This is a genomic window from Hallella multisaccharivorax DSM 17128, from assembly GCF_000218235.1.
Lineage (GTDB): Bacteria > Bacteroidota > Bacteroidia > Bacteroidales > Bacteroidaceae > Prevotella > Prevotella multisaccharivorax.
In genome coordinates this window covers 1,180,104-1,193,558 of record NZ_GL945017.1, presented here as the reverse complement: position 1 = coordinate 1,193,558, position 13,455 = coordinate 1,180,104, and the positions used below count along the sequence as shown (strand labels likewise).

The following is a 13,455-nucleotide window of genomic DNA, read 5'->3' as shown; positions in this document are numbered from 1 at the left end:
CACTATTTTCTACATAGATTCACTTTCAAATTATCACTGAAGTGTTAAAATATGGATAAGGGGTAAATAAAATAGCGGTATTATTTTACATTTAGTGTATATTTGCTTAATTTTGCAAACGAATTGATAGGTAAAATACAAAAACAATAGCAAATGCAAACAAATGGGCTGTACAACAGTTCCTACGAACATGACGCTTGTGGCGTAGGAATGGTAGTGAACATCCATGGTGGTAAAAGTCACCAGCTGGTAGACGATGCCCTCAAGGTCTTAGAGAACCTGCGTCACCGCGGTGCCGAGGGTGCCGATGGCAAGACTGGTGATGGTGCCGGCATCCTGCTGCAAATTCCCCATGAGTTTATTCTTTTACAAGGTATCCCTGTTCCTGAGAAGGGAAAATACGGCACCGGACTCATATTCCTGCCTAAAGATGAGAAGCGGCAGCAGGAGATACTCTCTATTATGATCGAGGAGATAGAGCGCGAGGGACTGCAGTTGATGCACCTGCGCACAGTCCCGACGAATCCCGACTGCCTTGGCGAGGCAGCCGCAGAGTCAGAACCGGCTATCAAGCAAGTATTTATTACGGGGGTGCCCGATGACAAAGTGCCCATCTTCGATCGCATGCTTTATCTCATCAGAAAGAGAATCGAGCGCCGCATACAAGACAAGGACTTCTACATTTGCTCACTGTCAAGTAAGAACATTGTATATAAGGGCATGCTGTCAAGTCTGCAGCTTCGCCAATACTACCCCGACCTCACCAACAGTTACTTCACAAGCGGGCTTGCCTTGGTACACAGCCGCTTCTCTACAAACACGTTCCCCACATGGTCGCTGGCACAGCCTTTCCGCTTGTTGGCGCATAATGGTGAAATCAACACCATTCGTGGCAACCGCTCTTGGATGAAAGCACGTGAAGCCGTCCTCTCATCGGAGGCCTTGGGCGACATTCACGACATCTCGCCCATCATCCAACCCAACATGAGCGACTCAGCAAGCTTGGACAATGTGTTCGAATTCTTTGTCATGAATGGCATGTCACTGCCAAAAGCCCTGAGCATCATGGTGCCGGAGAGTTTCAACGACAAGAATCCCATCTCTGAGGACATCAAGGCATTCTATGAATACCATTCCATCCTCATGGAGCCATGGGACGGTCCTGCAGCCCTACTCTTCTCTGACGGTCGCTTTGCCGGTGGCATGCTCGACCGCAACGGTCTGCGACCAGCGCGATACACCATCACGAAGACTGGCACAATGGTCGTGGCTTCAGAGGTTGGCGTCATGGACTTCGATCCCACTGTAATTGCCGAAAAGGGAAGGCTCCAGCCTGGAAAGATACTGCTGATCGACACTAAAGAAGGCAAAATCTACTACGATGGAGAGATCAAGGACCAGCTGGCACATGAGCATCCTTATCATCAATGGCTCAACACCAACCGCATTCAGTTGGAGAAGATCCACACCGGACGCAAGGTTAGCAACGCCGTAGAGGACCTTGAAGCGAAAGAAATGGGATTCGGATTCGGCGAGGAAGACATCAGCGACACACTGATTCCGATGGCTATCAAAGGACAGGAGCCAACGGCATCAATGGGCAACGACACTCCTTTGGCAGTACTCTCTGACCAGCCGCAAATCTTCTTCAACTATTTCCGCCAGCAGTTTGCTCAAGTCACCAACCCGGCCATTGACTCCATTCGTGAGCAGCTCGTCATGAGCTTGGCAGAGTATATTGGACGTGTAGGGACAGGTATTCTCAATCCCAACGAGACCAACTGCAAAATGGTACGCTTGCCTCACCCTATCCTGACAAACAGCCAGCTCGACATTCTACAAAATATCCGCTACAAAGGTTTCAATACACGCAAGCTAAGTATTACTTTCAAGCCTGCCGCTGCAGATGCGGAACATCCGGGTGAAGCGCTGCGTGAGGCCATTGACAAGCTCTGCCACGACGCTGAGCAAAGTGTCGATGATGGGTTTAACTATATCATTCTTTCCGACCGTGACGTCGACAATGACCATGTGGCCATACCGTCACTCCTTGCTGTCAGTGCCGTTCACCATTACCTTATCAATGTAGGAAAACGCGTACAGACTGCTCTGATCGTTGAGAGTGGTGAGATTCGTGAGGTGATGCATGCCGCATTATTACTCGGATACGGAGCTTCTGCCCTCTGTCCATACATGGTCTATGCCATTCTCGACGACCTGGTGAAAAAAAGGAAGATACAAGAAAACTACGCTACCGCTGAAGCCAACTACATCAACGCAGTCAAGAAAGGACTGTTGAAAATTATGGCAAAGATGGGCATTTCTACCATCCGCTCCTATCGTGGCGCCCAGATTTTCGAGGCTATCGGTCTATCCGAGGGATTACTTCGTACCTATTTCGGCACAGAGACCAGTACCGTCGGCGGAATCGGCCTGGACACTATTGCCCGCGATGCTGAAGCCTACCACAAGCGAGCCATCAAGAAAGAGCACTCCAACGTAGAGTCTCCGCTGCCCAACCTTGGACAATTCCATTGGCGCTACAATGGCATCAAGCATGCATGGAACCCTGAAACCATTGCGACGTTACAATTGGCCACTCGTACCGGCAACTACGAAACCTTCAAAAAGTTTGAGAATCTTGTTGACAACAAACCGGAACCACTCTTCCTCCGCGACTTCCTTGACTGGAAACGTAGCCCTATAGACATTGAGAAAGTAGAGCCGGTGGAAAAGATCGTCAAGCATTTCGTCACTGGTGCCATGTCGTTCGGCGCTCTCTCAGCTGAAGCTCACGAGGCTCTTTGCCTTGCCATGAATGCCTTGGGTACACGCTCCAACACCGGTGAGGGTGGCGAAGACAACTCTCGTTATCATACGGAGGTGGATGGCATCAGCCTTTCCTCAAAGACCAAACAGGTGGCATCGGGACGTTTCGGCGTCACAACAGAATACCTTGTCAACGCAGAAGAAATACAAATTAAGGTCGCACAAGGTGCTAAGCCCGGCGAGGGTGGGCAGCTTCCAGGCTTCAAAGTCAACGAAATCATCGCCAAGACCCGCAACTCTATTCCTGGAATCTCACTCATCTCGCCTCCGCCTCATCATGACATCTATTCTATTGAAGATCTGAAACAGCTTATCTTCGATCTGAAGAACGTAAACCCCAAGGCTGCCATCAGCGTCAAGCTCGTCGCTGAAAGCGGCGTGGGCACCATTGCAGCCGGCGTTGTCAAAGCGAAAGCCGACCTTGTTGTCATCTCCGGTGCTGAAGGTGGTACGGGGGCCAGTCCTGCTTCATCCATGCGCTTCGCCGGAATATCACCTGAGATTGGCGTGGCCGAGACACAACAGACGCTTGTTAAGAATGGGCTGCGATCGCTTACACGGCTACAAGTTGACGGACAGATGAAGTCAGCACGTGATGTCATCATCATGGCACTGCTTGGCGCTGAGGAGTTTGGATTCGGCACGGCACCTCTTATTACCCTCGGTTGCGTTATGATGCGCAAATGCTCCTCCAACACTTGCCCCATGGGCGTGGCAACACAAGACGAGCGATTGCGCAAGCATTTCCGCGGAGACTACCATTACGTCATCAACTACTTCACCTTTCTGGCACAGCATGTCCGCGAGTACCTTGCCGAAATGGGATTCACTACTCTCAATGATATAGTAGGTCATACCGAGCTGCTCATTAAACGTGACACCTCGAAGATTTGGGCACCCGTCCTTCCACAAGTAAAAGCAAAATGGGATAGCCTTGACTTCACGTGCATGGAGAGAAAAGAGACGGGAGATACAAGCCTTTACTGCACAAAGACTCAAGATCATGAGCTCACCAACCTCCTTGACCAACAGATCATTGCCGGTGCACAAAAGTCTATTCAAGATAAGGAAGAAGTAAACCTTGACTTTGCTATCCACAACACTAATCGGGCCGTAGGAGCCATGCTCTCAGGTATCGTCGCCGAGAAGTATGGTGAAGAAGGTCTGCCCGGCGACACCATCAATGTACGCTTCAAAGGGTCTGCCGGACAGAGTTTCGGTGCATTCCTCATCCGCGGTGTCAACTTTAAGTTAGAAGGCGAGACCAATGACTATTTTGCCAAAGGTCTCTCCGGCGGCCGTATCAGTATTCTACCGCCCATCCGCTCTAACTTCAATGCTGAAGACAATATCATCGCTGGAAACACCGGCCTCTACGGTGCCACCACCGGCGAACTTTATGTCAACGGCAAAGTTGGCGAGCGCTTTGCTGTCAGAAACTCCGGCGCCATTGCCGTTGTGGAAGGTGCGGGCGACCACTGCTGTGAATACATGACGGGCGGACGTGTCGTTGTCTTAGGAAAGACGGGACGGAATTTCGCAGCCGGCATGTCGGGAGGTGTCGCTTACGTTTGGGACAAAGATCACAATTTCGACTACTATTGCAATATGGGCATGGTGGAGATCAACCTCGTGGAGGAGACCACCTACCGCAAAGAGCTCCATGAACTTATCCGTCAGCACTACCTCTATACAGGCTCCAAGCTCGCGCGCACCATGCTCGACGACTGGAATCGCTACATTGAAGACTTCATTCAAGTGGTGCCCATCGAATATAAGCGCGTATTGCAGGAAGAGCAGGTTAAGAAGCTCCAACAGAAGATTTCTGACATACAGCGGGACTACTAAGAACAGGATACAAGGCAATTGTCAACTACTTTATTTAGCTTGCCTTTCAACCAATACGGTTAGTCCTGACAACAAAACTTACAAGATTATAACAACAAATAAAAGTAAATAAGGTTAAAAGTCATCGTCGTAAGTCTTTTACTTTTTTACCTTTTTACCTTTTCACTTTAATAAAATGGGAAATCCAAGAGGTTTTTTGGAGGTAGACCGCAAAGAAGCCGGCTACCGTCCTATACACGATAGAATACACGATTTCGGAGAGGTGGAGCAAACACTTAACTCCCGCGACCGGCAGCTGCAGGCCGGCCGTTGCATGGACTGCGGCGTCCCCTTCTGCCATTGGGCATGCCCTCTGCACAATAAGATGCCGGAATGGAATGACGCCTTATATAAAGGAGACTGGAAACTTGCCTACGAACTTCTTTCTGAGACCAACGACTTTCCCGAGTTTACAGGTCGTGTGTGTCCGGCACTCTGCGAGAAGGCTTGTGTCCTCAACCTGATGGAGCATAAACCAACTACGATTCGTGAGAATGAAGCCGCCATCATTGAGCACGCTTACAACGAGGATTTCGTCCGCCCACATATCCCTACACGCAATGGGAAAAAAGTTGCGGTGGTAGGAGCTGGCCCTGCCGGACTGAGCGTCGCTACACAACTCAATCAGAAAGGCTACGAAGTCACCGTAATGGATGCTCGTGAAGATGCCGGTGGCCTGCTCCGCTTCGGCATCCCCAACTTTAAGCTTAATAAAGCTATCATTGACCGGAAGATAGGCATTCTCCAGCAAGAAGATATCAAATTTGAATTTGGCGTGATGCTCGTACCTGTCAATCCCACAGAACCGCTGTGTATTCAGAACGACAATACGCTTGAAAACACAAAGAAGACAACCATCGAACAACTGTCCAAGCAGTTCGACGCCGTGATCATCTGCACGGGTACACCACAGGCGCGTGACCTCAAAATCCCCGGGCGTGAACTGAAGGGCGTATATTTCGCCTTAGAGATGCTCTCACAACAAAACCGCGTGCTCATGGGCGAGGAGTTCACCAAAGATCAGCTTGTCAATGCCAAAGGAAAAGACGTGCTCGTCATTGGCGGTGGCGATACAGGGTCCGACTGCATCGGCACAGCACACCGTCAAGGTTCAAAGAGCGTCACGCAGATAGAAATCATGCCTAAGCCCGTGGATGGCCCCGACGATCCGAAGAATCCGTGGCCTAACTGGCCGCGTACTCTCAAGACCAGCTTTGCCCACGAGGAAGGATGCATCCGCAGATGGAACATCAACTCTCTGGAATTTCTCGGAAAGAACGGCAAAGTGACCGGCGTAAAGGTACAGAAAATCGCATGGGAGCCCAATCCCAATGGTGGCCGGCCTCTCATAAAACCCGCTAAAGCACCTGAGATCATCAAGGCCGACCTGGTATTGCTGGCTATGGGATTTCTCAGGCCGCAACCCATGGAATACCCACAAAACGTATTTGTGGCAGGCGATGCCGCTAACGGCGCAAGCTTAGTGGTGCGCGCCTTAGCAAGCGGAAGACAAGTGGCTGCCACAGTGGATAATTACTTGAGAAAGTAACGGACCTATCAATTTATATTCTGGCAGCGATAGGGTGCTCAACGGGTGCCCTATCTTCTTATATACCTAATATAAATCAAGAATTTAGCAAAATAGATTGTTTTTTTTCTCAAAAAGTGACAACTGTTAGAAAAAAAACGGTTAACTTTGCCGAAGAATTTGAACATTATATTATTAACACTATGAAGAAAACTCTTTTAGCAGTTGCTTTCGTCGCCTTAGGCATTGGTAGTGCCAATGCTCAGAGCGGCTTAGAGAAAGCTACATTCACAGACAATTGGTACCTCGGTGCCAAGATTGGCGCTTCAACGCCTCTGACTTTTAATCACACATTCCCTCTTAACCCCAACTTCGGACTGAAGTTAGGTAAGAACTTCTCTCCTGTCTTTGGTGCGAACTTTGAAGGCCTCGTTAACTTCGGTCAAAACAGTATCATGGCTCAGATACATGACAAGAAGATGGTTCTTGACTCAAAGACTTTCGTCAAGACGTTCAATCTCGGACTCAATGGTACCATCAACTGGACAAACCTCTTCCTCGGCTATAATGAGGATAAGGTGTTCGAGTTAGGTTCTGAGCTGGGTCTCGGATGGACGCGGTACTTTGGCGATAAGAACAACATCAACGCAAAAGGTAACCTCGGCGATGATGATGATCTCTCTGCAAAGACATCCATGACTTTCACATGGAATCTCGGTGGCGCCAGCAAGCCTTGGCAGGTATACATTGAGCCTGCTGTTTACTGGAATCTGACCCACGGTCCTCTCGATGCAGTTCAGATGGACAAGCGTACCGCTCAGCTGGCATTGCAGGCTGGTGTCAATTACAAGTTCAAGACCTCTAATGGTACTCACAACTTCAAGAAGATCGACCTTACTCCGCTGAACGACGAGATCAATGACCTCCGCGCTCAATTGGCACGGAAGCCAAAGGAGGTGATCAAGGAAGTTGTCAAGGAGGTTCCTGTAGAGAAGACAACCACAGAGACTCATACTGTCCGCATCGACAACCTCTTCTTCGTTACCTTCCAGCAGGGTAAGTCTACACTGGTGTCCAGCATGAAGAAGGCTCTGAACAACATCAAGAGCGGCAGCCATGTTGAGATTGTAGGAACCGCTTCTCCGGAAGGTCCTAAGGCTCTCAACGACCGCCTGTCTCAGGCTCGTGCCGATGTCGTTGCCAATTACTTGAAGTCACGCGGTGTCATCGTTGACAGTGCTACGGGGCAGGGTGTACAGGGTGTTACCTCTAACCGTTTGGCCGTAGTTTACATCAGGTAAAACAGCAAGACTAATACTAATCGAGTAGGAGGAAAACGAAGTAGTTTTCTTCCTACTTTCGTTTTCCGACCTCTCACACCACCGTACATGCGGTCCCGCATACGGCGGTTCCTATTTTGGGGTGCCATTCGAGATACGTCCCCATTAAAGTAGCATACCCTGCTGCACGTAGATTGTTGTTACTTATTGCAGTTGCTAAAATAGGACTATTAGCTATATGCCAATAACCCTTACGAGTATTACCCCATTCGTATGCTTGGTATTTATTAATACCACATCTAATGAGGTTTGCCACTTTTGTCTTGACTTTCTTCCAAGCTTTCCATATACACATGCGTATTCTACGTCTTAACCATTCGTCTGTTTCAAGCAAGAGACGCTTCATATTGGCAAGGTGATAATAGCCAACCCACCCTCTTATGTATTCTTTCAGCTTTTGCTTTCTCTTGGCATATCCCCATCCATTGCTGCGACTTGTCAGTTCTTTCAACCTTGACTTCATCTTGGCTTTGGATTTTGGGTGCACAGTGAGTTGGCATTTGCCTTTCATCACATAAAAGGAGTAGCCCAGATATTTCACTCCACGTACATACGACACTACGGTCTTTTCCTTGTTGACTCTGAGATATAGAACATTTTCTATAAATCGGGTTATAGACTCCTTCACTCGCATTGCAGCCCTTTTGGACTTACAGAATATCATCGAGTCATCGGCATAGCGTACAAAGGGAAGCCCTCTGCGTTCAAGTTCTTTGTCCAATTCGTTGAGTATGATGTTACTCAACAACGGACTTAGCGGTCCTCCTTGGGGAGTTCCCTCTTCGCTCGCTTCAAACAAGCCTTTGTTCATTACACCACTTCGGAGATATTTGTGTATAAGACTGACCACTCTGCCGTCTTTTATCGTACGGCTGAGAATTTCTATGAGTTTGCTATGGCTCACGGTATCGAAGAAGCGTTCAAGGTCAAGGTCTACTACATATATGTAGCCTTCATTAATTATACTTTGCGCTCCTCGTATTGCGTCATGGCATCCTCTTCTCGGACGGAAGCCGTAGCTCGTCTTGGAAAATTGGTTCTCATAGATGGGGGTCAATACTTGGTTTATGGCTTGTTGCACCAAACGGTCTACTACTGTAGGTATTCCCAACAGGCGCATCTTGCCATTGTCTTTGGGTATTTCTACCCTTTTCACTGGGTTTGGACGGTAAGAGCCGTCCATCAAGGAACGGATGAGCAAGTCCTTATTGGTCAATAGCCATGGGAGCAACTGCTCACACGACATCTTGTCGATACCACCACAGCCTTTGTTTCTCATAACTGCCTTGTAGGCTCGGTTGAGATTTGAAGGGCTAAGGATTTGCTCGAAAAGGTGTTCCTTGTCGAATGGTACTTCCACGATGTTGTCTTCACACATCCACATGTAGGTCTGCACTCCCCCATACCATTCGGTTTCCGACCTATCTCTTTGGGGGCAGCCATTAACTTGGGATAATGTTTTCTGCATTCTTTCCTTCATGAGGTATGTTTCAATTACTATCGCTTGATTGTTAGGTTCAGCCCTTCATGCAACGTTATCGAGTATTGCACTACTATGGCGTCTGCTGACTTCTCACGGCAAGCTTTACTCCACTTCTTTCGTAAAAAAAACTATTTGAAGTGTCCGTGAGACCTCCTCGGATAAGGGCATTGTCTTTCCATCTTATACCCACTTCATTTACACCAACCGTTCCGAATAGCTATAGGGCTTTGATTTGTTTAGCAACCTTACCCACGGTCATATGCCTTGTATGAAGTTTCTGTTCGTTAGGTCAGATGTTTGCCGCCGGCTTCTTTCAGATTCCACCTCACGATGGACGCCCTTGCCTTTGGCTATGTAATTCCCGCTATTAAGGCTTACTCGGGACTTGCACCCGTTAGACAATACTCATGCCGAGCATACTACTATAAAAAGGTGTGCCAGAATTCTGGCACACCTTTTTTCGTGCCTCATAAGAATAAGCACTCAAGAAAGCGAGAATGAGCGAATGTATTTGTGCATAAAGTTCCTTTTTTATAAAACAAACAATTAATGAGATAATCTATGTAACATTTTCTTTGTAACTTTGCAAGTACAAAATACACTTAAAACACAGATAGCGTTATGCTTACATTAAAACTCATCACTGAGGAGACCGAACGCGTAGTGAAGGGATTGGAGAAAAAGCACTTTCCCAATGCTCGTGAGGCCGTAGAAAAAGTACTCGAGTACGACAAGATACGTCGCGAGGCGCAGCAGAAGCTTGACTCCAACAAGCAACAGCAGAACCAGCTCTCCAAGCAGATCGGCGGACTGATGAAGGAAGGAAAGCGCGACGAAGCCGAGAAAATCAAGACGCAAGTGGCTGACCTCAAGGCCGACGACAAAGCCCTGCAAGAGCTTTATGACAAAGCTCAGGATGACATGACCCATGAGTTGCTTGACATTCCCAATATCCCTAACGATGAAGTACCTGAGGGAAAGGACGCTTCCAGCAACGTAGTCATCAAGGAGGGCGGCGTAAAGCCCGACCTACCCGAAGGCGCACTCTGCCACTGGGACCTGTTAAAGAAGTTCCATCTCGTCGACTTCGACCTCGGTGTGAAGATCACCGGTGCGGGATTCCCCGTTTACATCGGCAAAATGGCACGTTTCCAACGCGCGCTCGAAGCTTTCTTCCTCGACGAGGCCCGCAAGGCCGGCTATGTTGAGATCCAACCCCCCTATATGGTTAACGAAGCTTCCGGATATGGCACAGGCCAGCTCCCTGACAAGGAAGGACAGATGTATCACGCCAACCTCGACAACCTCTTCCTCATCCCGACAGCTGAGGTTCCGGTGACCAATCTCTTCCGCGACGAAATCCTCGACGAGAAAGATCTGCCCATCAAGCGATGCGCTTACTCTGCCTGCTTCCGCCGCGAAGCCGGCTCTTACGGTAAGGATGTGCGCGGGCTCAACCGTCTCCACCAGTTCGACAAAGTGGAAATCGTGCGTATCGATACCCCTGAGCATTCCTACCAGTCGTGGCATGAGATGCTCGACCATGTGGAAGGCCTCCTCAAGAAATTAGAGCTCCCTTACCATCTTCTGCTTCTCTGCGGAGGCGACATGAGCTTCACCTCAAGCATCTGCGTCGATTTCGAGACCTGGTCGGCCGCACAGAAACGCTGGCTCGAAGTAAGTTCAACCAGCAACTTCGAGAGTTATCAAGCCAACCGCCTGCACTGCCGCTTCCGCCGTACCGACAACAAGAGGATTGAGCTCTGCCACACTCTCAACGGGTCGGCACTTGCGCTGCCCCGTATCGTTGCCACCATCCTGGAGAACAACCAGACTCCTGAGGGCATCCGTGTGCCGAAAGTACTCGTGCCCTACTGCGGATTCGAGATGCTTGACGACAAGATAGACTAACCCCTCACTAAGAGATCTTTATCAGCTTCTTGGGGGTGCCAATATCGCTAAGGCCGGACTTCGAAAAGAATGTCACGGCCTTTTTTGTGTGAAAAGACTTTGCATCATACCAGAAAACAGACAGCCCGCGTGAGGAAAACGGCATGAAGCAATGTGGAAAAAATGAAGAAGTTATTGGAAAATATTGTATTGTGACCTAAAAAGGTGTATTTTTACACCCTTCTCTCCAAATAAAACCGTAAATTTGCCAATGTTTTTGGAAAACCAGCAACTAACAATAACGTAAAACAATACCAAGATTATGAAAAGAAACACTATCTGGTCATTGATCCTCACTACCGCTCTGTCGCTGACGGCCAACGCCCAGACGCGCGAGCTCACCGTGGAGGCCGGCAAACCAGGCGCTCCCATCCAGCCAACCATGTACGGCATCTTCTTCGAGGACATCAACTTCGGTGCCGACGGTGGGCTCTACGCTGAGATGGTGCAAAACCGAAGCTTCGAGTTTCCACAACATCTCATGGGATGGAACACTTTCGGAAAAGTGGCGGTCAACGACTATGAACCGGCTTTCAAACGCAACCCGCACTATGTCACCATCACCCCCAGCGGCCACCGAGAGAAACAGAGCGGACTGGAGAACCGCGGATTCTTCGGAATGGGATTCAAGAAAGGCATGAAGTATGACTTCACCGTCTACGCGCGCCTCAACAATTTGCAAGGCAAGCAGGCTAAGCTGAGGGCAGAGCTCGTCGATGACAACGACGTGCCCATGGACAAGCAGACTCTCACTGTAGCCGACAACAAATGGCACAAATACACCGCCACGCTGACTGCACGCCAGACGCTACAGAAGGGCCTGATGCGCATCTTCCTCGAAGGTGGCGAACCTGTTGACCTCGACTTTGTGTCACTTTTCCCTGAGGATAACTGGCACGGACTACGCGCCGACCTTGTGAAAGACCTCGAGGACTTGCATCCAGGCATCTTCCGCTTCCCAGGCGGGTGTATCGTTGAAGGCACTGATCTCGCCACCAGATACGAGTGGAAGAACTCCGTCGGATGCCCGGAAGACAGGCCTCTCAACGAGAACCGATGGAACTACACCTTCGCGCACCGCCTCTTCCCGAACTATTATCAGAGCTACGGCCTCGGATTCTACGAGTATTTCTTACTCTCCGAAAAAATCGGCGCTGAGCCTTTGCCCGTGCTATCCGTGGGATTGGCCTGCCAATACCAAAACGATGACAACGATATCAATGCCCATGTGGCCGTGAAGGACCTGCAACCGTATATCGACGATGCTCTTGACCTCATCGAATTCGCCAACGGCTCCGTCAACACTAAGTGGGGAAAGCTTCGGGCTGACATGGGGCATCCCAAGCCGTTCAACCTCAAGCAGATAGGCATCGGTAATGAACAGTGGGGACCGCTCTATCCCGAACGCCTCGCTGAATTCATTAAACAAATACGCGCCAAGTATCCAGACATCAAGATCTGCGGCTCAGCCGGCCCCCTGGCTGAGGGCGACAACTTTGATTATGGATGGAAAGAGATGCGCCGGCTCAATGTCGACCTCGTAGATGAACACTATTACAAATCGCCTGAATGGTTCCTGAAAAATGCCGGTCGCTACGACAACTACTCGCGAAAGGGGCCTAAAGTTTTCGCCGGAGAATATGCCGCCCACGTCAACAAGAGGGGCGATCAGCCCACCACCGCCATGAACGACTTCGAGGCAGCTCTCGCTGAGGCATGCTTCATGACCGGACTGGAGCGCAACGCCGATGTCGTCTATCAGGCCACCTATGCTCCACTCTTCGCGCACGTTGAGGGATGGCAGTGGAGACCCGACCTCATCTGGTTTGACAATCTGCGCTCGGTGCGCACGCCCAACTGGTATGTACAGATGCTATATGGCACCAACAAGGGCACCAACATGCTGAAACTGACGGAGAACGGCACCCCCGTAGAGGGCAAAAACGGCCTTTATGCCAGTGCTGTACTTGATAAAATCAAGCGGCAGTACATTGTCAAGGTGGGCAATAGTCTCGACCGACAACAGACCGTCAGCATCCAGCTGAAAGGCTTGAAAAAACTCACAGCTGCCCGACAGACACTGCTCACGGCCAAGCTGACCGACAACAACAGTCTCGATCACCCTGATAACGTAAAACCTGTCACACAGGACATTACAGCAAACGGCAACAGTCTCTCTGTCACGCTGCCCGCCAAGAGCTTCAGTGTGTTTATTGTAGAATAAGTCTGCACGCTACAGACGCACCGCCTCTACGCCGTAAACGCATTGCCATTACACCGTAGACGCATTGCCATTACGCCGTAAACGCATTGCCATTACACCGTAGACGCATTGCCATTACGCCGTAGACGCATCGCGTTTACGGCGTAATCGCGTTTAGAGTAAACAGAAAACGCTGGCTGGAAAAAAAACAAAGGAAATATTATTCTTTCTGAAA

The 13,455-nt window shown here is 49.5% G+C and carries 6 protein-coding genes; 5 read left to right on the top strand and 1 reads right to left on the bottom strand.

Annotated elements, in window-relative coordinates; genetic code table 11:
* The first annotated feature begins 153 nt into the window (after positions 1 to 153).
* From gltB to PREMU_RS05165, 3 genes are all read left to right on the top strand, one after another.
* Positions 154 to 4,677 carry a glutamate synthase large subunit gene (gene gltB / locus PREMU_RS05175; RefSeq protein ID WP_007573650.1) on the top strand — a complete coding sequence of 1,508 codons (4,524 nt, stop codon included), beginning with the start codon at positions 154 to 156 and terminating at the stop codon, positions 4,675 to 4,677.
* Between the two features lie 175 nt (positions 4,678 to 4,852).
* Positions 4,853 to 6,265 carry a glutamate synthase subunit beta gene (locus tag PREMU_RS05170; RefSeq protein ID WP_007573648.1) on the top strand — a complete coding sequence of 471 codons (1,413 nt, stop codon included), beginning with the start codon at positions 4,853 to 4,855 and terminating at the stop codon, positions 6,263 to 6,265.
* A gap of 182 nt (positions 6,266 to 6,447) precedes the next feature.
* Positions 6,448 to 7,545, top strand: coding sequence for an OmpA family protein (locus PREMU_RS05165; protein ID WP_007573646.1), 1,098 nt, complete (start codon positions 6,448 to 6,450; stop codon positions 7,543 to 7,545).
* 73 nt (positions 7,546 to 7,618) lie between these two features.
* On the opposite strand, the gene ltrA is transcribed toward PREMU_RS05165, so the two are convergent.
* Entirely contained in the window at positions 7,619 to 9,064 is a 1,446-nt protein-coding gene (ltrA, locus tag PREMU_RS05160; protein ID WP_007572400.1) for a group II intron reverse transcriptase/maturase, read from the bottom strand.
* 624 nt (positions 9,065 to 9,688) lie between these two features.
* On the opposite strand from ltrA, the gene serS reads away from it, so the two are divergent.
* A complete protein-coding gene (gene serS, locus PREMU_RS05155) occupies positions 9,689 to 10,978 on the top strand; it encodes a serine--tRNA ligase (protein WP_007573645.1) in 1,290 nt (429 codons plus the stop codon).
* 301 nt (positions 10,979 to 11,279) lie between these two features.
* A complete protein-coding gene (locus tag PREMU_RS05150; RefSeq protein WP_007573644.1) occupies positions 11,280 to 13,241 on the top strand; it encodes an alpha-L-arabinofuranosidase C-terminal domain-containing protein in 1,962 nt (653 codons plus the stop codon).
* The last annotated feature ends 214 nt before the right edge of the window (positions 13,242 to 13,455 follow it).